This is a genomic window from Spiroplasma sabaudiense Ar-1343, assembly GCF_000565215.1.
In the GTDB taxonomy this organism is placed as follows: domain Bacteria; phylum Bacillota_I; class Bacilli_A; order Mycoplasmatales; family Mycoplasmataceae; genus Spiroplasma_B; species Spiroplasma_B sabaudiense.
In genome coordinates this window covers 140,334-163,758 of the sequence record NZ_CP006934.1, presented here as the reverse complement: position 1 = coordinate 163,758, position 23,425 = coordinate 140,334, and the positions used below count along the sequence as shown (strand labels likewise).

Sequence of the window (23,425 nt, the reverse complement as noted above, 5' to 3'; positions counted from 1 at the left end):
TATTATAAACTTTAAAAAAAATTTAAACAAATTTATCTTTTAAATTCCTGATTGTTTTAATACTAGTGCCTTATCTTTATAGTTTGGTAAAAATTTTTCGACATTTCACCAAAAATCTTTAGAGTGGTTTTTGTGAACCAAATGACTTAATTCGTGTACAATGACATAATCTATTACATCTGGTAAAAAATGAATTAGTTTCGTATTTAAAACTATTTTTTCTCTTTCTGGGTAACAAACCCCTCAACGGGTTTTCATATTTTGCATTGAGAGATTTTTATAAGTCAAATTCATAATTTCTGCTCAATGGCTTAATCGTTTTTCAAATCAGTTATAATAATACTTTCCCAAAAAAGCATACAACTTTTGTGTTTGATTTTCATGATTTTGGTAATTTTTCATAAAGATTCCTTCGGGTTTTGCCGTCGTATGAATGTTTTCTTCAGTAATGTGAAGTTTAATTTTTTTATCAAAAATCTTTACAAAACTATCATCGTTTTTAAATGATATTTTTTGTATAGTTGTAAAAGTTGATTGTACTGCTTGAATTTTTTTTAAATTTTTGTAAATCAAATTATTGATTTCCCAATCAGCTGCTCTATGGGGTGCAGATACAAAAATATTGCCCTCTTTAACTTTTAAGATTATATTTTTTTGATCTGCAATTCTTAAATTATACTCAACTAAATTGCCTTGATACTGTAATTTCTTTTTAATTCAAGTCATTTTCAGAATCCTCGCTTCGGGGCTTTGTTTTTTTGGGATTTTTGTTTTCCACAAACGTTTCATCACCTTCGAGAAACTTTATAATTAGATGTCTGTTCTTAAATTTGTTAAAAGTTAAAACTTTTAAATCTACTAAGCCTTTTTTAGCCAGGCTTGCCTCAATAAATAAAAAAATGCTTATCGCGATAATGCTTGAGTTTGCAGCTAATAGAAAAATAATTAAAAATGAATTGTATTTAAGATTCCCAACAATTGAATCTCTTAAAATCGCCGTGCTAGAATTTTCAAATTCAATATCATTTCAAAGATCTTTAAATTCAACAAATAATATAGTTATGGTTAGGAGTGAAATTGCTAAAATCATTGATGAAATTCCAATAAAAATTCTAAAGCCACGAGATTTGGAAATGATAATTGGCAATAAATATAGTAATCCCAGAGATAAGGCGAATAATATTGGAAATATAACTTGTCAACATATTAAATAAACATTATAGGAAATGTTATCGGTTGCTAAACCAATTAATTCTAAAAAGTAATAATATAAAAAAATTATAATATCTTTCGTCAAAACATCGCTAATTAATACAATTAACAAGACAACAAAATAAGTCATGCAAATGAAAAAAGCTGTAATTCTTAGAAAAAAACTAAAAGAGACAGCTCCTGGATGTAACGGATTGGTTTCTTTACTGAATTCATTATTTAAAACTTTAATCTTTTTACTCATTTAAGTCCTTTTTTAATTCTGTTTCATTCTTACCGTCTAGTCTCCTTGGAGTGATAATTTCAAAATCGTCTTTTTCCTTATTTTTTTCAAAAGATAATTCTGTTAAATCAATAAAATCATAATTATGTTCTTGAATAATTTTTTTATTTTTATTGCTGTCTTTACCATCAGAATCACTAATTTTTTCAGGAGATTGTGAATTTTTTTTAACAAAATTTTCAGAATTTGGATTAATGATTTTTAAATCTTCAGGCCCTTTTGAACTTTCATCATTTGATTCACCGATGTTTTCATCTATTCCAATAATTTTTTGAATATCTATTCCCGAAAAACTCCCTGTCGAATCTATTTCTTGCAAAATTTCAAAAGATGGTTTAGATAAATTGGTTTTTAGCTTTGAAATTTTAATCTTCAAATCGTCTTTGACCAAGACGTCAGTTATTTGATCAGTGGCTTCTTCACTTTTATTTTGTAAAACCAGATTTTGCAAGTGATTTGGGGTTTGAGAAAACAACAGTCCAATAAAAAATAGCGAGATAAAAAAGACTGGTATTATTATTTTAAAAACATGAATTTTTTCAATTGCAAACAAACCCGACATTCCATAACCAGCTATAAAAACGAACACCAAACAAGTAAATATTGATAGGCTTAACGCAATTACTTTGAGAATTCGGTTTTTGGCAAATAGAGCACCAATTCCAAATGCAAAAAAAGTTAGTCCTAAACCGATTTCTGACAGAGTGTATACATTTTTTGTAAAAATTAAAATTTTCCCATCGATTGTCTTGCTAAAATACATAAACGGCGCAATAAAAGCCATTGAAAAAACAGCTAAAAATAAACTTATTAAATTTAAATAAATTAGTTTTTTCATATCGTCCTCCATTTTGTTATATTTTTAATTATAATCAAATATTTACTATATTACCATTAAATAGCGGGTTTAAAATTGCAAGTTATCAAAGCTGTGAACTTAATAAATAAAAAATAATAATCCTGTTCGAATTATTATTTTTAAAGCGTTATTAATCATCTAGTTTTAATACTGCAATAAATGCTTCTTGTGGTACTTCAACAGAACCAATTGATTTCATTCGTTTCTTACCCTCTTTTTGTTTCTCTAAAAGTTTTTTCTTTCTTGAAATGTCCCCACCATAACATTTGGCTAAAACATTTTTTCGCATTGCTTTTATTGTTTCACGAGAAATCACTTTGCTACCAATAGCGGCCTGAATTGGAACCTCAAAATTTTGTCGCGGGATAATTTCTTTTAGTTTTTCTGTCAAGACTTTTCCTCTTGCATAAGCGAAGTCTTTATGAACAATTAAACTTAGGGCGTCTACAACTTCTCCATTAAGTAAAATATCCATCTTAACAAGTTTGCTAGTTTGATAACCAATAAGGTCATAATCAAAAGATGCATATCCTTTAGAAATTGATTTCAATTTATTAAAAAAATCAAAGATAATTTCATTTAAAGGCATATCATATGTTAGGGTTCGACGAGTATCATCAATATATTCTAAGTTTTTGTAAATGCCTCGCTTGTTCTGACATAATTCCATTAAGTCCCCTAAAAATTTTTCTGGAGTCATGATTTTCACATTCACAAACGGTTCTTCAATGTGGTCAATCTTTTGAACATCGGGTAAATTTGCCGGGTTATCAATTTCAATCATTTCTTTATTTGTTAAAAATACTTTGTAAATAACTGATGGGGCAGTGGCGATTAATGTGAGATCGTATTCGCGCTCCAAACGCTCTTGAATCACATCCATATGCAATAACCCCAAAAATCCACAGCGAAAACCAAATCCAAGCGATTGTGAAGACTCTGGTTCATAAACTAATGCTGCATCACTTAAATTAACTTTCTCTAAAGCATCTTTTAAATCCTTATATCTGGCATTATCTACTGTATAAATTCCACAATAAACAGTGGGGTTCATTTTTTTGTAACCTGGTAATGATTCTGTAGCTCCATTTTTTTCTGTTGTAATTGTATCACCAACATGAATATCTTTAATATTTTTGATGCTAGCAGCAATTCACCCAACTTCCCCTGCTTCAAGTGAATCTCGTTTTACTTCTAAGGGGTTTTTAATTCCCAACTCTGTAACTTCATAAACCGCCTGCGATGCCATCATTTTAATTTTTTGACCGACTTTAACAGTTCCTTCTTTTATCCTTACTGAAACCATAACTCCTCGATACTTGTCATAGTAAGAATCAAAAACTAGAGCTCTTAGCGGTTGGGAATCGTCTGCTCCTTTTGGGGGAGGAATTTTATTTACAATTGCCTCTAGAACATCTTCAACATTTAAACCTGTTTTTGCAGAAATCAGTGGTGCTTCTGTTGTGTCTAAACCAATTAGATTTTCAATTTCAGATTTCACTCGCTCAACATCTGCTGCTGGTAAATCAACTTTATTTATTACTGGGATTATTTCCAAATCATTATCAAGAGCCAAATAAACATTTGCTAGAGTTTGGGCCTCAACTCCCTGACTGGCATCGACGACTAAAATAGCACCCTCACACGCAGCCAAACTTCGAGAAACTTCATATGTAAAATCAACATGACCTGGGGTGTCAATTAAATGAAAGATATATTCTTCACCACTTTTTGATTTATATTTTAGTTGGACAGAGTTCAATTTTATTGTAATTCCGCGTTCACGCTCAATGTCCATCGAATCTAATAGCTGGGCTTGCATATCGCGCTTTTCAACGGTGTGAGTCATTTCTAAGATTCGATCAGCTAAAGTTGATTTTCCGTGATCAATATGGGCAATTATACTAAAATTTCTAATTTTTGATTTGTCCATTAGACTATTCTCCTATTTCTGTTTCTGTTTCTGTTTCCAATTTTACAATTTTTGGTTTAATTTGTTCTACAAACTCTTTTCAGTGGCTTTTAACTAAGTCGTGGTTGAAACAACCTTCTTTTTGTCTAATTTTTTCTTTCAAAGTTTCTATTTCAGATCAAATTCGATTAATTATCTCTTGAGAATAACTAAAATTGATGCGATTGCGATTAAAATCTTTTAAGTCTAAAATTCTAAAACTATTATCATTGAAAACTTTAATATCTAAATCATAATCTACATACTTTATTGTTTTGTCTTCGATTATATATGGTGATGCCATATTACAGTAGTAATTTATGCCCCATTCTTTAAACATACAAATAACATTATATCAATCTTTTTTTGAAAAAAATCAAATTGCGGGCTCATTTGTCTTTCATTTTCTTCCGTTTAATTCTGTAACAACAACTTCTTCATTAATTAAAATTAGGTTGTCGCTGTTGTTCTCAAAAACAATAGACCTTTCTCAAGATCGATAGACGCTTCCGTTATGTTTATACGCATGAACAAGAACAAAATCACCTTTCTTTAGATTTTCCATAAAAAAACCTCCCGTGATTCTATTTGTATTTAAATGCTGATAATTTTTACCTTAAATCGGTTAACCGAATACAATTTAATTATAACTTATTTATTTTCTTATAAATAGTTAATGTGAAAATAAACAAAAATTATTCAAAATAAATTGAATTTTACTACGATTTGCTGAGCGATTGAGAATATAACTTAGTTAATTAAAATATTAGTTTCTAAAATATTAATAATTTCATACGAGTTAAATATTAACATTTTTTGTGCGATTTTCTGGAATTCCTTAAAATAAAAAAGCACTTCCTTTAATTAGAAGCGCTTTAATTGAAATATTAAATTACATTACTAAGTCTACAAAATCTGATTCCTTTTTAGATTTTTTAGGTTCGCTATTTTTGTATTTTTCTTTTTTAGGGGAATTGTTTTCAATGTTATTATTAGTATCCGCAATTAAGATCATAAGTCCTGAAAAAAAACCAAATAACGGAATAAAGAAAATCATAAAGAACGCTAAAGTTGTATGTGGTTTATCGTCGCTATTTTTAATTTGTCTTTTAATAATAACTTCTCCAATGATTGGAATAATTAACAAAATTGCAATCCCAATTAGCGAAGAAACTTGAATGATCAAAGCCATCAAATTGTATTCTGAAATATTGACAGGACTTAAAACTAAAGATGTAATAAAAATAATTGCTAAAATGATTAATGAAACAGATGTAATAATAATATATGCAAGGTTGAAACCTCTTGCAATTTTATAATATTTTTCTTTCATAAAAAAACTCCTTATTGGCAATTATATAATAAAAATTACACTACTTTTAAAGCTTTTTTATAAACTTGAATTTAAAAATTTTAGAATATCTTCACTAACGATTTGGCGATATTCTTCTTTCTCTAAAAGAATCTCGTGTCTAAGTTTTGGATATAACTTTAGAGCTGTTTTATATTTGGATTTTTTGTATTTATTTCTAACCTTATAAACTGACTTACCATATTGTCCCACTGGATCATCTAAACCAGCAATAAAAAATAGCGGTAAATTTTTGGGAGTTTTGGTATAGTTTGATTTCTTTCTAATAAAAAGTAATCCCGTAAACATATCTTTAAATGCACTACTGCTAAACTTTTGCCCAACACGAGGATTATTAATAAATTTCTCAATTTCCTCAGGATTATCATTCATTCACTCAAAACCAGTTTCATTTGGATCTTTACTATACCTTTTGTTTAGAGCCTTATAGCTTAGTTTCCAAATTTTTTCAGGAACTTCTTTTGCTCCATGTTTTTTTTGATATTTTGAAGCTAGTAAAATTCCTAATTTAAGTGATATTGCACTGTGTTCAGCAGTTCCGCAAATAATCGCCGCATTAACGGTGTTTCCAAATTTTATCAAATAGTGACGAACCATAAAACTTCCCATTGAGTGACCGAAAATGGAAACCGGCAGGCTTGGATAGGTTTTTTTAATATAGTCATTAACTTCTTTTAAATCATCAATGATCATTTCTCAACCATTTTCATCAGCAAACCAGCCCAATTCGTTTTCTTCGATATTTGCAGTGTGTCCATGACCACGGTGGTCATCTGCAACAACGATAAAGCCATTTTTATTTAAAAACTTAGCAAATTCATCATAACGCGATGCTTCTTCACAAGAACCGTGGACCAATTGCAGGACCCCAACAGGCTTCTTGACATCATCTCATGTTGTCATATGAATAATTTTATTATCACGCATTGTTAATTTAAATTCTTTCATGTTTTTCTCCTTAGTATGAGCGAGCAAAATAGACTCTTAATTGTGAATCTTTTCCACAATTAAAACACTTACCCTTAACTTGCTTAACATCGTTGGGAATACAACGAGAAGTTGTTTGGGTTTTTTCTTTAACATCCGCTTCACAACTTATTTCTCCACAAAATGGCACTAAGACAAATCCTTGTTCTTTGCTCAAAATCGCAATATATTCTTCAATAGTTTCTGCTTTTCAAGTGCGGTTTTTAGTATTTTCTAGTGCTAAATTATAAATATTTTTGTCATATTCGCTCATCATTTTAATGATGGTTTTTTCAACATCTTCAATTGGTACGATAACTTTTTCGCGGTTATCTCTTCTTGAAATCACCACATTATTATTTTCTAAATCTCGTGGTCCAACCTCAATTCTAATTGGAATCCCTTTAATTTCAGCTTCACTCATTTTGAAACCAAATGACTTATCGGAATTATCAACCTTTACTCGAAATTTGCTTTTTAGATTTTTTAACATTAATTGCGATGCATTAGTAACGTTTTCGGTTTCTTTCACCTCAATAATTTGAACTTGAATTGGGGCAATTCCACTTGGCAATACAAGTCCATTATCATCAGAATGGGTCATAATAATTGCCCCGATAATTCTAGTTGAAATTCCTCAACTAGTTGAATATCCTAGGTGTCATTGTGAATCACGACCCTGAAATTTAATATCAAAAGCTGATGAAAATTTGTCACCTAAATAATGACTTGTTGCGCATTGCAAAGCATGACCGTCACTCATTAAACTTTCAATTGTCATTGTTTTAGATGCTCCAGCAAATCTTTCGTGTGCTGTTTTTTCCCCAGCAATAACTGGTAGCAAAAATAATTCCTTGGCAACTTTTTGATATACACCCAAAATTTCATTAGTTATCTTGACAGCTTCTTGTTCAGACTCATGAAGAGTATGGCCCTCTTGTCATAAAAATTCGCTTGTTCTCAAAAATGGCCTTGTTGTTTTTTCTCCACGAAGAACATTTACTCACTGATTATAAATCAACGGTAAGTCACGATAGGATTTAACTTCTTTTGAAAAATGTGTCGCAAGTAAAACTTCACTAGTTGGACGAATATAAAGTTCTTCTTCCAAAATTTTATTTCCTATTTTAGTAACAGTGAAAACTTCTGGGGCAAAACCTTCAATATGTTCTTTTTCTTTATTAAAAAGCGATGCTGGAATTAATAACGGAAAATAAACATTTTCAACATCTAGTTTCTTGAATTCTTTATTAAATCTTTCTTGTAATAACTCTCAAATTGCAAATCCATAAGGTTTAATTATCATTGTTCCTTTTGCAGGTCCATACTCAACTAGTCCTGAATTTCTAACAACATCTGTGTATCATTGTGAAAAATCATCTGATCTCTTTGTTATGTTTTTTAATTGTTGCGCCATATTATTTTTTTACCTCTTCTTTAATATTTCCTTTTTCACCGTAATAAACATTAATATTTAAATCATTGCTTTCTACAATAGTTTTAATACGTTCTAAATTCTTGCGATCCTTAACCATGATTCATTCAATTGCCTTAATATCTATATTTTCATAAATATAAACAATGTTAGTTGCCTTATCTGCTGCTCAATCTTTTTGAGTAGTTTGTGATAAAATTTGTGGATTGATTCCAATTACAGCCACTTCTTCGATATTTAAACCGGCCTCAATAGCTCATTTCCAAAAATGGGCTCTAGTTGAGGAATCATATTCAAGACCAATCGTGTTGTTATTTTCCAAATATGTTCAAACGGTGTATTCTTCACCTTTTTTCAAATTTTGGTTCGAAACAAGTTTAATCCCATTCTCTAAAATTAATAATATATTTTGGACGTTAGTGTAAAACAAAAAGTTTTTGATGTTATTTTCACTCATATGATTTAAAATCATTTTTCTTTGAGAATGCTTTGCAAAAATTTTACCAAAAATACTTTTTTTAGGGGCGGTTGTTGCTAAGTCTTTTACAATTACCTTGTCTTTTGTTTTTGCCATAAATTCACCTCAGCTATTTAATAATTATAACAAATTTTCTAAACTCTCACGGGTTTTGAAGAGCATTTTAAAAAATAAAAAACTGCTAATTAAGCAGTTGTCATTTTTTTAAAATGGCGGATTGAGAGAGACTCGAACTCTCGCGCCAGTTGCCCGGCCTAACACCTTAGCAGGGTGCCCTCTTCACCAACTTGAGTATCAATCCATACAAATATTATTATACATTGTTTTTTGGATTAAATAAAATTTTTTATATAGTTTGGATTTAATTCTGAACTTTCTTGAACTCTATCAAACGAATTCAGTAAATCTAGCAAATTTTTGCAATAATCAATGGCAACCTGATCTTTTACAATCTTATAATTAGTGAAATTTTTAATTATTTCTTCAACGGTTTCGTTTGGTAAAAGTTGGTCCTCAATTTCTATTAAACCGGCTTGATAAATCCCCAAATATGATTTATTTGAACGAGCATCTATAATTGAAACAACATTTTCTAATCCTGCTTGAAATTTTAGACTTGAAATTGTATAAATTGCAATTGTTTTACTAATAGTAAAAAGGGTTTTGGCAATTGTCAAGCCAATTCTAACCCCAGTATAACTACCTGGACCTTTTGTAACATAGAGCTCTGAAATTTCTTTTAACTGCAAACTATTGCGATCTAAAAGTTCTTGTAGATGATTTTTAAAAATGTCTGAGATTCGATTTTGCTGTAAAATTACAACTTTGTCAACAATTTTTTTATCACTAAATAAAATTAGAATCAGATTGTTATTACAAGTATCAATAAATAATTTCATTTTATTCTCCTTTTATTTGACTTAAATTTGTATTAATCAAAACCTCTCGGATTTCTTCGCTAATTAACTTAATATCTAAATGATAACCCTGCAAGTTACTATAATCAAGCGCTAAATGAGACGGTCACTCAATTATATTAAAACTATTTTCAAATTGTTCAAGATACATCTCAATATCGTCGCTTTCACTCAAACGGTAAGCATCCATATGATTAATATTGAGATTATTTGATATTTTATACTGCTTTAAAATTTGAAAGGTTGGTGATACTACAACATCTTGGACTCCAAGTTGTTTTAAAAGTAATTTGGTAAATGTAGTTTTGCCAGCCCCCAAATCTCCTGTAAGCAATAAATAAAAATTGGGTTTGACTCTTAAAATTAGGTCACTTATAATATTATTCCAATCAGTTATTTTAGTTATTTTCATTTTTTTCACCTTATCTTATTATATCAATATGCTATAATTTTGGAAAGGAATGATTTAAATGATTAAAGATTTATTAATTATCGGGGCTGGGGCAACTGGATTGTATACTTGAAAAATAGCTAACAGTCTTGAACTAAGCGGTACAATAATTGAGGCAAATTTTGAGGTTGGCGGCCAAGCAAACTTAGCTTATCCCGAAAAGTTAATTTATAATCTTCCAGGTATCAGTGCCATTCAAGCTAAAGATTTTGTTCAAAACCTTTTACAAGACGCTCAAGTTGAGACTTCAAAAATAAATTTGAAAACCGCTGTGTCAATTATTGAGGTAATTGCTATAAAAGTAGAAACTGATTTTAATTTTCACTATTTAGTGAAGTTTAGTGATAAAACTCAAAAAACTTATAAGTCAATAATTATTTGCGAAGGGTTAGGAGAATACCAGGCAGTTCGACTTACAGAAAATAACTGGGCTAACGTTCATTACGTTGTAAATAATAAAGAAAATTTTGAAAATAAAAAAGTTGCAATATTTGGGGGAGGAGACTCTGCAATTGACTGAGCAAAGACATTGAGTCAAACAGCTAAAGTCACATTAATTCATCGTCGAAATGAATTTAGAAGTCCTATTGATTCAATAAAAGATAATGTTGAAATTTTAACTCCTTATGAGTTTTGTGAAATTAAAAAAGCCGAAGATAATTTAATTAAAAGCATCACTATTTTTAACGGAAAATCCAAGAAAGAAATTTTAGTTGATGAAATTATTGTTCAATTCGGAGCAACAATTAAGCCACACCCAATTTCGGGACTTGAAGTTAAACGCAATGAATTGAAAAAAATTGCTGTTGATGAAAACATGCAAACTAGTTTAGCCGGAGTTTTTGCAGCCGGAGATGCAATTTTTTATCCAACAAAAAAAAGAAACTTAATATTTGGATTTCAAGAGGCAGTTGTTGGGCTGAGCCGCATTGATTTGATTTTAAATAACAAGAAGATTGCAAATAAGGGTTGATAATATGGGTTACAAAATTATTGACCAATTAATTGGCGAAGGCTATCAAATTGTGGATATTCGTGAGCCTGCTGAATTTCGCGAAATTCCAAAATTAGAGGAAGCTATTAATATTTCAATACCTAGTCTAGTTTCAAATCCTAAAGGATTTAATCTAGAGTATTCAAAAAAATTGGCACTAATTTGTAAAAGTGGTCGCCGTTCTGAAACAGCAGCTAAAGCATTGCAAAACCAAGGCTTTACAAATGTTATTAGCATTAATGGTGGGATGTTGCATTTGCGCAATCAAAAAAAATAATTTATTAGTACAATACAAAAAATGTCATCACTTAATAGTGATGACATTTTTTGGATTTAAAAATTATTAAAAGTTATCACAGTAATCAATTGCTTTTTGAGCTGCAATCGCTCCATCACCAACAGCTGTTGCAATTTGTTTTAGAGGTGTATTTCTAACATCCCCCACCGCGAACAGTCCGCTGATTGAAGTTTTCATTTCTACATCAGTTATGATATTGTTGGTTTCATTTAAAATTGGCAGCTCTTTTACAAAATCTGTAATCGGATCACTCCCAATTAGTGGAAAAATCCCAGCAACTTCAATTTTTTCTGTAACATTGGTTTTAAGATTTTTTACAACAACAGCTTGAACGGTTGTCTCCCCAATGATTTCCTCAACAACATAGTTGAGCATAAATTCAACTTTTGGATGGCTTCGGGTTTTATTTACAACTGGCTCTGCGGCACGAAATTCTTCACGGCGATGAATCAGTGTGACTTTGCTAGCAAATTTTGTTAAATACAGTGATTCTTCAATCGCTGCTAGCCCTCCTCCAACAACAATTAAAGGTTTCTCCTTAAAAAAGGCTCCATCACATACAGCACAGTAAGAAACTCCTCGACCATAAAGCTTATCTTCCCCAGGTACTCCTAATTTTCGTTCCTTGGTTCCGGTTGCAATAATAACCGCTTTGACAATTAGAATTTTTGATTTAAGATGGACGTCAAATAACTTATCCTCTCTTTGGTTGATTTTAATAACCTCGTCAAAAATAAAATTGGCTCCAACTGCTTGAGCTTGAGAAAAAAGGTTAACCGCTAGGTCGGGTCCTAAAATTGAAGTAAAGCCTGGGTAGTTCTCGATTTCCGCAGTTTTGTTTACTTTCCCCCCAGGGACTTCACGTTCAACAATTGCTGTTTTTAGACCAGCTCGGGCGCAATAAACTCCGGCAGTAATTCCTCCCGGACCACCACCGATGATTAGTATTTCATAATCTGTTTTCATAAAAATTTCCCCTTTTTAAAAATACAAGACTTTTAAAATCTTTGTATAATTATTTTTTTAGAATTAAACTACTTTGTGTCATTTCTGCTGGGGCTTCTTCCCCCAATAAATCAAGAATAGTTGGAGCGATATCTGCAATCGCTGGATCTTTTTGTTTTAGAGCTAGGCCTTTTTTGGTAATAATTATTGGTACAAGTTGGCTAGTGTGTTTTTTATTAGGTCCACCTTCTGCATCAATCATAACTTCGGCGTTACCATGATCGGCTGTTATTATCATTACACCATTTACTTTTTCTAGTGCTTCATGAACACGTTTTAATTGTTCGTCTAGTGTTTTAACAGCCACAACTGTTGATTCTAAAATTCCTGTATGACCAACCATATCACAGTTGGCATAGTTTAGGATTATTACATCAAATTCATTTTTAGCAATTTCTTCAACTAATTTATCAGTTATTTCTTTTGCGCTCATTTCTGGTTTTAAATCATAAGTGGCAACTTTGGGCGAAGCAATTAAGTCAGCACTAGCTCCAGCTAGTTGAATTTCTGCTTGGGTAGCTAAACCATTTTTGAAGTAATCTTTTCCTCCATCAAAGAAAAATGTTACGTGAGCAATTTTTTCAGTTTCAGCAATTCTCAATTGACGATATCCCTTTTTACTCAACCATTCTCCCAATCCATTTACAACTTCAATTGACTTGAATGCAACTTTGGGAGACTTAACAACCTCTGAGTATTCCATCATTGATACAAAATAAATATCTTGACCAATAAATTGTAAATTTTTAAAGGCCTCATCTTTTCATGCAAGATAATTTTCATTTGTGATTGTGGCTGCTAGTTGAATTGCGCGGTCAGGACGGAAGTTAGCAAATAAAACACCATCACCTTTTTTAATAAAACCGTTAGCAGCATTTTTGTTGAATGCTGGAATAATGGCTTCATCATCTTTGCCCAGATTATATTGTTCTTGAATATAAGATCTTGCGTCTGTAAAACTATTAGCTCCATTATGAGTAAATAAGGTTTCATAAGCTTGCGCCGTTCTTTCTAAACGCTTGTCTCGATCCATTGCAAAAAAACGCCCGCTGATTGAACCAATCATTCCGACTTTATATTTTGCAAACAGCGATTCTAAAGCATTTAAATAAGTTTCTAGAACCATTGGTTTTGTGTCACGACCATCAGAAAATAAGTGAACATAAATTTCTTTTAATCCAGAATTGGCTGCAGTTTCAAAAGCTGCCAACATATGACTCATGTGGGCATGAACACCACCATCAGAATATAGTCCCATAATATGGAAAGCTCCATTATTTTTTTTAGCAAAATTAATTGCTGCCAAAATTTCCTCGTTTTTAGAAAACGATTTATTTTTAATTGCTTGATTAATTAAAGTTAAAGATTCATATTTAATTCTTCCAGATCCTAAATGGATATGACCAACTTCTGAGTTTCCCATTTGACCATCTGGGAGTCCAACTCATTCTCCACTTGCATGAGCTGCAACTCATGGATAATCTTTTTTTAATGATTCCACAAATTCCATATTTGCTTGTGCAACAGCATTGCCGGCATTTCCTGGGGCAATTCCTCAGCCATCTAAAATGGCAAGTAGTACTGGTTGTTTAGTTTTCATTTTTATCTCCTATTTATCTTTTAATATATATTTACTAATTGCTTGTGCCACGGCACCTTGTGATCAGTCTAAATCGACATGCGCTTTAGCAATGTGTTTAATTTTTGAAACACAGTTGTTAAAAGAGACAGGGAACCCAACATAATCCATCATTGGAATATCGTTTGTCCCATCACCCATCGCCATAATTTCTTCTGCATTAATATTTCAAGTTTTTTCTATAAATTGAATGGCATATTTTTTATTAATATTTGCTGCCGTCACTTCGCATGCTGTTCCTAAAATATTTGGTGCTGTTTCCAAACCAATTTTTTTTAATTCATTAATAAACTCGCTAGTGAAATTAAAAATTAAAAGTTTGTAACAATCTAATTGATATGGTGCTGTTAAAGTTTCAAACTCCACAAACTTACCTTCGAAAAAAGATTGTTCTTTTATAATTTCACTTGCATTTGATGCTAAATTATTAATTATAACTTCATTAAAATCAGTGCTATATCCTCAAATAATAACATTTTTAAAATTATCTTTTTTTGTTAAACTAAATACTTGATTGACAATTTCTTTGGAAATTGGCTTTGCATCTAAGATTTTGTTAGTTTTTAAGTCATAGATGCAAGCACCGTTAAATGCTCCCATTACTGAATATTTTGATACAAAGTTGTTTTCAATAAATTTATTTTTGGGCGCATTTACTGGTCTTCCTGTTATAAAGACAACCGGAAAATCTTTTTTTATTAATTTTAAAATTGCTTCTCGATTTTCTGGAACAACTTCCCCCATTGGGTCGTAGGCAGTTCCGTCCATATCAAGTGCAAGTAATTTTATATCTTTCATTATTTAAAGTTTACTAATCCAAGGTATGAATCAGGAATTAGAGAAGCTCCCCCAACAAGTGCTCCATCGATATCTGCTTGGTTTAAAATTTCTTTGATATTTTCAGGTTTTACACTTCCCCCGTATTGAATTAAAATTTCATTTGCAACATCTTGGTTGTATAATGAAGCAATTTTTTCACGAACTATTTTACAAATTTCTTGGGCGATTTCTGGGGTCGCAACTTTCCCAGTTCCGATTGCTCAAATTGGCTCATAGGCTATCACTACTTTTTTTGCATCTGCTGCGCTGATTTGATTAAATCCTTTAGTGATTTGGTTTTCTACTCATTCCTTAGTTTTTTTAGCTTCAAAAATTTCTAAACTTTCTCCACAACATAAAACTGGAATCATATTATTTGCTAATAGTGCTAAAGCCTTTTTATTTACTGTTTCATCTGTTTCGTTAAACATTTCGCGACGTTCAGAGTGACCAATAATAACATATTCCACATTTAAATCTTTTAACATTGGGATTGAAATTTCACCAGTGTAAGCCCCTTCTTTTTCGAAGTGAACATTTTCAGCGGCAATTACTAAGTTTTTTGCAGCCTTTTTAGCATCACTTAATGCTGTGAATGGAACCCCAATTCCAGCTATTAAATTGCTGTTTTTGACAATTTTGCTATCAACTTCTTTGATAAAATTTAGTGCCTCTGAATTTGTTTTATACATCTTTCAGTTACCAATAATAATTTGTTTTCTCATTTTGAGTTTCTCCTTTTTCTTACCAAAAAATTATAACACTTCTAGGCAAGGAGTTAAAGCCTTCCAAGAAAATGAGAGACTGAGCTTTTAACTAAATTTTTGTTCTATTTTTGATAAAAAATCAAAATAACCGTATAAATCTTCATAGTTTTTTAATGGCTTAATTGGTTGTGGTAAAACTCTTTGTAGTATTGAATAAACCAATAACTTATTTGCTCCCCTTAATAGATATTTATCTTTTTTTACAGTAATAATGACTCCAAATCTTTTTAATTCAACATCACTTAAATCGCTCAAATTGATTTTTTTTAAAACAGTTTGCACACCATTGCAAAAGTAAATATTTTTAAACGAAAAATAAAGATCATAGTTGTTTTCAAACTCAATTTTAGGTTTTTTATCGTTATCAAAGTATTTATGAACATTTACTAAACTTTCGCGAAAATTTATAGTTTCTTTGCTTTCTAGTTCAAATTTTACTGGAAGTTCTTTAATTGGTCTTCAAGTATTAAAGTAGATTTCTTGAACATTGAAAATAAAGCGATTTTCTTGAGATGTTAGGGTTAAGTCAAACTTTTTCACTAATTTAAAAAAGTTATTTATAAAACGTTCTTCAAAAGTAAAATTCTGAATTATTCAGCGTCACAAAATTCAGCGTTTAAATAAGATGAAACATTCATAATTTTTAATTTTTCTTCCTGTTTTCTTTATTAGGCTTCGAGATTTTTTCAAAGCATTAGTTTCATCAAAATATGATAACCAATCACTGCGGTTATTTATAAAATAAAGATTTAATGATTTTTTTAAAAACATACCGCACGTCCTTTTGTTCTTATTTAATTATAAACTAGTTTAAAACAAAAAAAAGATGCTCTAAGCATCTTAGTTAACAAAAAATGGTGGTTTTGGACGGAATTGAACCGCCGACACATTGAGCTTCAATCAATTGCTCTACCGACTGAGCTACAAAACCGAAACGATGGCGACCCCAACGAGACTCGAACTCGTGATCTCCTCCGTGACAGGGAGGCGCGATAACCAACTTCGCTATGGGGCCAATGGTTGCGGGGACAGGACTTGAACCTGTGACCTTCGGGTTATGAGCCCGACGAGCTACCAACTGCTCCACCCCGCGATATATAATAAATAAAAAAATGGCGGAAGATGAGGGATTCGAACCCCCGCTCGGGTTTCCCCGACTCTCGGTTTTCAAGACCGACCCCTTCAGCCAGGCTTGGGTAATCTTCCAAAAAAAATTTATTTTGGGTCCTTCACAATCCGCCTTGTTTAGCTAATCATGGTGGACCTTATTGGACTTGAACCAATGACCGTCCGGTTATGAGCCGGATGCTCTAACCAACTGAGCTAAAGGTCCAAAATTGAATATGGTAGCGGGGAGGAGACTTGAACTCCTGACCTTTCGGGTATGAGCCGAACGCTCTAACCAACTGAGCTACCCCGCCGTAAAAAAAATAAAATGGTGGACCCTAACGGGATCGAACCGTCGACCCCCTGCGTGCAAGGCAGGTGCTCTCCCAGCTGAGCTAAGGGCCCAAAAATAATAAATGGTCGGGAAGACAGGATTTGAACCTGCGACCCTTCGGTCCCAAACCGAATGCTCTACCAAACTGAGCCACTTCCCGGTATTTAATACATAATTATAAATTATGTATTTGGGTTTAAAATTGGCGCGCTCGAAGGGACTCGAACCCCTAACCTTTTGATCCGTAGTCAAACGATCTATCCAATTGATCTACGAGCGCAATAAACATACCTATGATATTATAATACATGTCAACCGAATTTTGCAAAAAAAATTAAATTTTTTTGCAATAAATGCGACTTATTTATTATAACAAAAAAATTATTAGTGTCGTTAAAAAAATGAATTTTTTGTGCATTTTAATAAAATAATAGGGCTTATTTAACTAAATAAATAAAATTTTAAAAATAAATAGACCGATATTGCTTTAACAATACCGGTCTTATTTAATTTAATCTGGAGGTGGTAACCGGATTCGAACCGGTGATCAGGGAGTTGCAGTCCCACGCCTTAGCCTCTTGGCTATACCACCATTACCAAAATTAATTATACTAAATTATTAACAATAATTAAAAAAAACTTTATTTCGTTAAAGATTTTGTAAAAAGCAAAAAAAAGCAAAGGGTTTAGCCCTTTGCTAGTTTTTACCCGCTATCAATGAATTGAAGGCGTCAATAATTTTGTTATTAAGAATTTCATCTTTTTTACTGTATTGAAACGCGCTTCCGCGAGCATTTGGGTCTTGTGAAATTTGAGGAATGTATAGGTTGAAGTAGTTTTTAAATACTCCACCTTCTCCTGAAACCTCATCCATTGCCTCTTGAATTGGGGATGTTATCCCAACATATTCGGTTAATTCCGTTGATTTGTAGAGCATAAAATTAATTCATTTGTATGAGAGATCCAAATTTCTATTAACTTTGTTAATTACCAAATTATCAGAAAAAACATTAGTTCCCTCTTTAAAGTTTTCATGTTGCATTCCAGGTCTTCCGTAGAAAAAGAAGTTTTTATCCAATTTTGCATTTTTAGCAAATAGGTCGTCTTCATCCTCTAATTCAGCTTCCCCGTTATAAATTTGATTAGCATAAATTGCATCCCCATTATACATTAGCGCCAAATCAAAGTCTCCTAAAGCAACTTTTTCAATTAAATTATCACCAAGTAATGATACATTCGGTCTTAAAATTAATTTTTTTAATTCCGCAACAGTTTCATCCAATTGACTTAAATTTGGTTGAATTGTTCCAAACATTTTCTCCGAAGCGATTGCAAAAATATTTTTGGCATCTTCGTTTAATCGAACATTTAAACCAGCTTGTGCAGCCTTTCAGAAAATGTCTCAGCTTAAAGTTGACGAATCAATTTGATACTGTTGATTTTCTGCAAACTCAACATTTTGGTCTTCTAAAAATTTAATTACTTTATCATTGGGGTTTGCAACAACAACTAAGTCTCCTCAAAAATATGGAATAGCATAATCAGTAATATTGTGATTTAAATGTTTACCCTCATTTTCGTCTTCAGTTGGTGACTGAAACATTAATTTCATTAGGTCAGCATTTACAGTATAGTCTCGATCACCTTTGCTAGTGATTTCATTGCCTTCTAAATCCTTAAAATAACGAGTTGTGGTAATTTGTGAACCAGGAGTAGTTTCTTCAAACTCTCCGTAGATATTTACTTTATTGTAGTCAATATTTTGTAATTTATCTTCTGCAACTAGTTTTTGAACCATGTAGTCACTTGGCACCATAACATCATAGTTAAATGTATATAACTTATTATATAAAGATTCATTGGAATCAAATTGCTGGTAGTTGACTTTGACTTCATATTTTTTTTCAAATTCTGAAATAAACTCAGGATTAATGTAAGATCCCCAGTTTCCAATAACTAAATCATAAATATTGTTTCTAACATAAGCAACAGTTAAAAGTGTAAATGACGAAGCAAATAAGGTAAATGCTAATAAAGTCTTTCAAGATCTTTTGAAAAATCCTTTATTATGGCTGACAACCGCATTATCTTCAATTGCTGGAAATAATTTTTCGCGTTTAGCATCAGTTTTAATTTGAATTTCTTCAATTTTGTTTTCTGCAGTAATTATTTTTTCGCGAATAACTTGGCGTTTTAATTCCAAAGTTTCAATACGTTCTTGCTTTAGTTCGCTTAATATTTGAAAATCGTTCTCAGTTTTATTTTCCTTGGTCTCTAGCGTCTCAATTTTTTTATCAATTTTCGCAGTTAAAGAAATTTTTGAAAATAAAACTTTACTCAAATCACGTTGCTTTTCAACAAGTTCTTGGAGTTGTTCTTGCGAACGTGATTGAACGTCTTTTAATTTTTCTAGAACTAATCGCAATTTTAGTTGATTGCGACCTTCTTTTAACTCATCACGTTTTGTTTGCAATTTTTTTATTTTCTTTTTATAAGCTAGATTATCTTTTTTACTTAACGGGCTTTCGCGGTTTCATTCGGCTTGAAGTTCTAAAATTTCGGCATCCAGTTCCTTTATTCAATCAGAATCTGATTGATTTCTTTCGTTAATTCATTCAATTTCAGATTCATATTTTTTAATTCTTTTTGATAACTTGATAATCGCGTTTTGAAAGCGCACTTTTCGATGACTTTTGTAGTTTTTCAAAAGTTGTTGTTCAAGTAATTTCATCTTAGTTTGAGATTTTTCATATGCGATAAATAGTCTTTTCTCATATTTTATTTCATTGCTTATTAATTCTTTTTTCCATTCTAATTTTGAAATCTTGGCATTATAGTTTTTATTTTCTAAAATCCGAATTTGAATTTTTAGCAAAGTCGCTTTCATTCTCAGACTAGGTTTTAAACTTTTCTTAACAATTTGATTGCTTGAAAGTTGGTGATACAAGATAGTAAGTTTATGGTTTAAGTCATCAATTTGTTTTGATTTATAGTAACCTTCTTTAATTTGATTTTTAATTTCATCGTTTCGCGACTTAGTAAACGAGATTGTGTTTCATACTAGAATTGATAGGACAATAACCCCAACTAAAATTGTTCCAAAAGCATTAATATATGGTTGAATTTTTTTGGCAGTATATATGAAGGTTGAGACATTGGTTTGATCTCCCCCGGTAAAGTAAGAAATAATAAAATCGTCAAAACTCATAGCAAAAGCGATTGCAGTTGCTGCAATAATTGCTGGTCGCAAAATTGGCAAAACAATTTTGAACATTGTCTGAGTTGAAGAACTCCCTAAATCATAACTTGCATCGATTACATTTGGGTCAATTTTTCTTAATCGTGGCATTACTGTAATTAGCACGTATGGGACATTAAAAGAAATATGCGCTGCAATTAACGTCATAATTCCAAACTTAAGTCCAGCTATTATGAATACCACCATCAAACTTACAGCCGTAATTACATCTGCATTTACTAAAGGGATATTTGCAATAGAAAATCAAGCATTTCGGGTTGTTCGATTTACTCTGCTCAATCCAATAGCGGCTAGAGTCCCAATAATTACCGAAACCGTTGTTGACACGATTGCCACAAACAGTGATGTAATAATTGATTTTATGAAGGGACTATTTTTAAAAAATTCTGCGTATCACTTTAGACTTCAACCCTCAAATTGTGAGATGGTTTTACCTGAATTAAATGAGTAGATTATCATAATGATAATCGGCACATAGATAAATGCCATAATTATTGCGAAATAGCTTGTCTTGAAGAACCTTTTCATTTTTTGGTTGACCCCCCTTCAAATTTATTTGAAATTAATTTCATTACTAACATTAATAAACCAATTAAAATCGCTAAAACAACAGAAATTGCCGCACCATAACCAAAGTTACTTCCTTTAAAGAAGTAAGATTCAATAATTGAAGCAATCAGGTTGATTTTTCCATCACCAAGGTAACGGATAACAATTAGAGATGTTGCTGCTTGAATTATTACTAAGCTAAATCCCGCTAAAACTCCCCCCATTGATTGTCTCAAGGTAAATTGGAAGAATGCTTTAGAATTGCTTGCTCCTAAATCTTTGGCAGCTAAAAGTTGGCTCTTATCTGAACTTTCTAATGAATTATATATTGGTGTAATACAGAATGGTAAAAACATATAAACCATTCCGATAATAATTGCAATCGGGGTTCCCAAAGCAGTTGGTGCTAAGACATAAAATAGTGTTTGCAATCCCAAAACCTTCAAAAGCATACTTATTCAAATTGGCATTGTTACTAATACTCAAACATTTTTTGCTAAAATTTTACTTTTTAATTGCGCCATAATGTAGGCAATTGGATAACCAATGATTACACAACAAAAAGCCGCCACTAGCGCATAAGCAATTGATAAAAGCATAGCAATCATAATATTTGAATCACTAAACAACTTTACAAAGTTTTCCAAACTTAATTTAAAAACCAAACTGTTATTGGTTGGTTGAATAATTGAATATACAACAATTCCAATCAGGGGTAGAATTATTAAAAATATCATTACAATAATAAATGGTAATAAAATTGGTCAGGTTTTTTGGCTTGCTCTTGAAACAAACTTGGAGTTTTTTAGTTTATAAAATAGTCCTGGGGGTTTAGATGATTTAGGCTCATCGGGGTTATTTAATTCTTCATGAACTGCTTCGATTTCTTCAAAAATATTTTCTTTTGTAGAATTATCTTCGATTATTTTTTTATCTTTTAATGCATCCATTAGTTATCAATTTCTTTTCACATAACATGAATATCTTCAACATTTCAGCGAATTCCCACATTCGCTCCCTCTTCCACCAAGTCTGTTGTATGAATTAATCATTCTCTAAATTCAGTCTCAACAATTGCTTCATAATAAACTCCCTTAAAAATAACGTTTTTTATTATCCCTTGGAAAAATCCTTTTCCCGCAGTCTGGATATCAACATCTTCTGGTCTTATTACAATATCAATGTTTTCGTCATTTTCTCCAAAACCTTTATCCTGACAACTAAACTCTTGGCCGTCAATCTTGACTTTGCCATCTCTTATAAAAATACCATCTTCAATAATGTTGCTTATTCCAATAAATTTAGCAACTCATTTATTTTCTGGTTCATTATAAATATCTTCTGGAGTTCCAACTTGTTGTATCATTCCCTGATTCATTACTACAACACGATCGCTTAAAGTTAGTGCTTCTTCTTGATCGTGGGTTACTAAAATAAAAGTAATTCCAACTTCCTCTTGAAGTCTTTTCAACTCTTTTTGCATAATTTTTTTCAAATGAACATCTAAGGCTGACATTGGCTCATCTAAAAGCAAAATTTTTGGTTTCATTACAAGAGCTCTGGCGATTGCAACCCTTTGTTTTTGCCCTCCAGATAATTCCCCAACTCGTTTATTTTCATTTCCTAGTAAGCCCACTTGTTTTAAGTGCTGCATAACTTCTTTTTCAATAATATCTGGTTTGGTTTTCTTATTACGTAATCCATAAGCCACATTATCAAAAACATCAAGGTGCGGAAACAGTGCATACCCCTGAAAAATTGTGTTCATCTGACGTTTATTAATTGGCAATGCTAAAAGATTTTTGTTTTCAAACAAAATTTCCCCTGAATTGGGTTTTTCAAATCCACCAATAATATTTAAAGTTGTAGTCTTACCACAACCACTAGGTCCTAAAAGTGTTATAAATTCACCTTCGTGAATATTTAAACTAATTCCTTTTAAAACAACCTTACCATCGTAGTCTTTGGTTATATTTCGGATTTGAAGAATACTATTTTTTTCCATCGTATTTCTCCTTATAACTATTTAAACAATAAAAAATTATACAAACTATGTTTGTATTTTAATTAAGCTAAAATAGCTAATACGGAGAGTGACTGATTCTCTAAAGCTTTCTCAAAAGCTTCGCCTCGAGTTGCTAAAACATCTAATCACTGAGTTATTAAATATTGTTCTTGTAGATTTATTAATGATTTTTTAAACATTGGAGCAACCTCGACTTTCACATTATTTTTATTTTAATTAATAAACCGTAATAATGCAAGAAATTTAGAAAAATTTAAAATAAAAAAAATAACCCGAAAAACCATAATAATGGCATTTCGGGTTAATGTAATTTAACTAATTGTAATTAGTTTTAGTTCAAATTTATTTGCTGCTTCAATCATTTCTGAATGAGGTTTAAAATCAATTTGATTCGAGTGAAAAATGTTTTCTCCGCTCGTAAAGACTTCAAAGGCTTTGGATACTTTTTCTTTTAAGTTTTCATCAATAGCGCCAAGGTTCTTAGCGGCCAAAAATTTAATATATCAACTTGCGTAAGAATAGACTAAATTTCAAACTCAAATTAATTCCAAAGTTGTTTCTTGGTCTTCTTTGCTAAGTTCTTTTAAATTATTTAAACTTAAGCTAGAACAGTATAGTTTAGCCTCTGTAGATAATTTTAAAGCGCCCGCTTCTGATTTAATCATGTAGGCACGATCAATAATGGTATGTATAATTTCGTTCAT

At 31.4% G+C, this 23,425-nt stretch carries 23 protein-coding genes and 11 tRNA genes; 2 read left to right on the top strand and 32 right to left on the bottom strand.

Features of this window, described 5'->3' with window-relative positions:
* Positions 1-39 precede the first annotated feature (39 nt).
* The 12 genes from SSABA_RS00780 to tsaE all read right to left on the bottom strand — a co-directional run bounded on the left by SSABA_RS00780 (position 40) and on the right by tsaE (position 9,885).
* Positions 40-726, bottom strand: a complete 687-nt coding sequence (locus SSABA_RS00780) for a YgjP family zinc-dependent metalloprotease (protein WP_038673608.1) — start codon at positions 724-726, stop codon at positions 40-42.
* Positions 713-1,456 carry a hypothetical protein gene (locus SSABA_RS00775; RefSeq protein WP_025250690.1) on the bottom strand — a complete coding sequence of 248 codons (744 nt, stop codon included), beginning with the start codon at positions 1,454-1,456 and terminating at the stop codon, positions 713-715. Before SSABA_RS00775 ends, SSABA_RS00780 begins: the two co-directional genes overlap by 14 nt.
* Positions 1,449-2,333 carry an MFS transporter gene (locus SSABA_RS00770; RefSeq protein WP_025250689.1) on the bottom strand — a complete coding sequence of 295 codons (885 nt, stop codon included), beginning with the start codon at positions 2,331-2,333 and terminating at the stop codon, positions 1,449-1,451. Before SSABA_RS00770 ends, SSABA_RS00775 begins: the two co-directional genes overlap by 8 nt.
* Positions 2,334-2,484: 151 nt before the next feature.
* Positions 2,485-4,287, bottom strand: coding sequence for a translation elongation factor 4 (lepA, locus tag SSABA_RS00765; protein WP_025250688.1), 1,803 nt, complete (start codon positions 4,285-4,287; stop codon positions 2,485-2,487).
* A gap of 4 nt (positions 4,288-4,291) precedes the next feature.
* Positions 4,292-4,870: a DUF402 domain-containing protein gene (locus SSABA_RS00760; protein ID WP_025250687.1), complete on the bottom strand. Its 579-nt coding sequence runs from the start codon at positions 4,868-4,870 to the stop codon at positions 4,292-4,294.
* Positions 4,871-5,197: 327 nt separating this feature from the next.
* Positions 5,198-5,638: a hypothetical protein gene (locus SSABA_RS00755; RefSeq protein ID WP_025250686.1), complete on the bottom strand. Its 441-nt coding sequence runs from the start codon at positions 5,636-5,638 to the stop codon at positions 5,198-5,200.
* 57 nt (positions 5,639-5,695) lie between these two features.
* On the bottom strand, positions 5,696-6,625 hold the full coding sequence (locus SSABA_RS00750; RefSeq protein WP_025250685.1) for an alpha/beta fold hydrolase: 930 nt from the start codon (positions 6,623-6,625) through the stop codon (positions 5,696-5,698).
* 10 nt (positions 6,626-6,635) lie between these two features.
* Positions 6,636-8,060 carry a proline--tRNA ligase gene (proS, locus tag SSABA_RS00745; protein WP_025250684.1) on the bottom strand — a complete coding sequence of 475 codons (1,425 nt, stop codon included), beginning with the start codon at positions 8,058-8,060 and terminating at the stop codon, positions 6,636-6,638.
* Between the two features lies 1 nt (position 8,061).
* Positions 8,062-8,652 carry a hypothetical protein gene (locus SSABA_RS00740; protein WP_025250683.1) on the bottom strand — a complete coding sequence of 197 codons (591 nt, stop codon included), beginning with the start codon at positions 8,650-8,652 and terminating at the stop codon, positions 8,062-8,064.
* A 114-nt stretch (positions 8,653-8,766) separates the two neighbouring features.
* Positions 8,767-8,857 (bottom strand) — tRNA-Ser (locus tag SSABA_RS00735).
* A 31-nt stretch (positions 8,858-8,888) separates the two neighbouring features.
* Positions 8,889-9,455, bottom strand: a complete 567-nt coding sequence (gene tsaB, locus SSABA_RS00730; protein WP_025250682.1) for a tRNA (adenosine(37)-N6)-threonylcarbamoyltransferase complex dimerization subunit type 1 TsaB — start codon at positions 9,453-9,455, stop codon at positions 8,889-8,891.
* Position 9,456: 1 nt separating this feature from the next.
* Positions 9,457-9,885: a tRNA (adenosine(37)-N6)-threonylcarbamoyltransferase complex ATPase subunit type 1 TsaE gene (gene tsaE / locus SSABA_RS00725; RefSeq protein ID WP_051464670.1), complete on the bottom strand. Its 429-nt coding sequence runs from the start codon at positions 9,883-9,885 to the stop codon at positions 9,457-9,459.
* Positions 9,886-9,943: 58 nt separating this feature from the next.
* On the opposite strand from tsaE, the gene SSABA_RS00720 reads away from it, so the two are divergent.
* Entirely contained in the window at positions 9,944-10,900 is a 957-nt protein-coding gene (locus SSABA_RS00720; protein WP_025250680.1) for an NAD(P)/FAD-dependent oxidoreductase, read from the top strand.
* Between the two features lies 1 nt (position 10,901).
* On the top strand, positions 10,902-11,195 hold the full coding sequence (locus tag SSABA_RS00715; protein ID WP_025250679.1) for a rhodanese-like domain-containing protein: 294 nt from the start codon (positions 10,902-10,904) through the stop codon (positions 11,193-11,195).
* 66 nt (positions 11,196-11,261) lie between these two features.
* Here SSABA_RS00715 and trxB read toward each other — a convergent pair whose 3' ends face one another.
* The 20 genes from trxB to SSABA_RS00620 form a co-directional block, all read right to left on the bottom strand.
* Positions 11,262-12,182, bottom strand: coding sequence for a thioredoxin-disulfide reductase (gene trxB, locus SSABA_RS00710; protein ID WP_025250678.1), 921 nt, complete (start codon positions 12,180-12,182; stop codon positions 11,262-11,264).
* 49 nt (positions 12,183-12,231) lie between these two features.
* The gene (gene gpmI, locus SSABA_RS00705; RefSeq protein ID WP_025250677.1) at positions 12,232-13,821 is read right to left on the bottom strand and encodes a 2,3-bisphosphoglycerate-independent phosphoglycerate mutase; all 1,590 of its coding nucleotides are present in this window, start codon (positions 13,819-13,821) and stop codon (positions 12,232-12,234) included.
* Positions 13,822-13,830: 9 nt separating this feature from the next.
* Positions 13,831-14,658 (bottom strand): HAD-IIB family hydrolase, encoded by an 828-nt coding sequence (locus SSABA_RS00700; RefSeq protein ID WP_025250676.1) that lies wholly within the window; start codon positions 14,656-14,658, stop codon positions 13,831-13,833.
* Positions 14,658-15,404 carry a triose-phosphate isomerase gene (tpiA, locus tag SSABA_RS00695; protein ID WP_025250675.1) on the bottom strand — a complete coding sequence of 249 codons (747 nt, stop codon included), beginning with the start codon at positions 15,402-15,404 and terminating at the stop codon, positions 14,658-14,660. Before tpiA ends, SSABA_RS00700 begins: the two co-directional genes overlap by 1 nt.
* 87 nt (positions 15,405-15,491) lie before the next feature.
* Positions 15,492-16,217 carry a hypothetical protein gene (locus SSABA_RS00690; RefSeq protein WP_025250674.1) on the bottom strand — a complete coding sequence of 242 codons (726 nt, stop codon included), beginning with the start codon at positions 16,215-16,217 and terminating at the stop codon, positions 15,492-15,494.
* 84 nt (positions 16,218-16,301) lie between these two features.
* Positions 16,302-16,377, bottom strand: a tRNA-Phe gene (locus SSABA_RS00685).
* 7 nt (positions 16,378-16,384) lie between these two features.
* Positions 16,385-16,461 (bottom strand) — tRNA-Asp (locus SSABA_RS00680).
* A gap of 2 nt (positions 16,462-16,463) precedes the next feature.
* Positions 16,464-16,539: transfer RNA gene (locus SSABA_RS00675), tRNA-Met, on the bottom strand.
* A 20-nt stretch (positions 16,540-16,559) separates the two neighbouring features.
* Positions 16,560-16,652, bottom strand: a tRNA-Ser gene (locus SSABA_RS00670).
* A gap of 50 nt (positions 16,653-16,702) precedes the next feature.
* Positions 16,703-16,779: transfer RNA gene (locus SSABA_RS00665), tRNA-Ile, on the bottom strand.
* A gap of 11 nt (positions 16,780-16,790) precedes the next feature.
* A tRNA-Met gene (locus tag SSABA_RS00660) sits at positions 16,791-16,867 on the bottom strand.
* Between the two features lie 15 nt (positions 16,868-16,882).
* A tRNA-Ala gene (locus SSABA_RS00655) sits at positions 16,883-16,958 on the bottom strand.
* Positions 16,959-16,970: 12 nt separating this feature from the next.
* Positions 16,971-17,047 (bottom strand) — tRNA-Pro (locus tag SSABA_RS00650).
* Between the two features lie 43 nt (positions 17,048-17,090).
* Positions 17,091-17,167, bottom strand: a tRNA-Arg gene (locus tag SSABA_RS00645).
* Between the two features lie 237 nt (positions 17,168-17,404).
* A tRNA-Cys gene (locus tag SSABA_RS00640) sits at positions 17,405-17,479 on the bottom strand.
* 105 nt (positions 17,480-17,584) lie between these two features.
* Complete coding sequence (potCD, locus tag SSABA_RS00635; RefSeq protein ID WP_025250673.1) at positions 17,585-20,674, bottom strand: spermidine/putrescine ABC transporter permease/substrate-binding protein; 3,090 nt, start codon at positions 20,672-20,674, stop codon at positions 17,585-17,587.
* Positions 20,638-21,645, bottom strand: coding sequence for a spermidine/putrescine ABC transporter permease (gene potB / locus SSABA_RS00630; protein WP_025250672.1), 1,008 nt, complete (start codon positions 21,643-21,645; stop codon positions 20,638-20,640). Before potB ends, potCD begins: the two co-directional genes overlap by 37 nt.
* On the bottom strand, positions 21,645-22,700 hold the full coding sequence (potA, locus tag SSABA_RS00625) for a spermidine/putrescine ABC transporter ATP-binding protein (protein WP_025250671.1): 1,056 nt from the start codon (positions 22,698-22,700) through the stop codon (positions 21,645-21,647). The genes potB and potA overlap by 1 nt, the downstream gene beginning before the upstream one ends.
* A gap of 62 nt (positions 22,701-22,762) precedes the next feature.
* Positions 22,763-22,900, bottom strand: a complete 138-nt coding sequence (locus SSABA_RS05140) for a hypothetical protein (RefSeq protein ID WP_158500000.1) — start codon at positions 22,898-22,900, stop codon at positions 22,763-22,765.
* 132 nt (positions 22,901-23,032) lie between these two features.
* Positions 23,033-23,425: a hypothetical protein gene (locus tag SSABA_RS00620; protein ID WP_025250670.1), complete on the bottom strand. Its 393-nt coding sequence runs from the start codon at positions 23,423-23,425 to the stop codon at positions 23,033-23,035.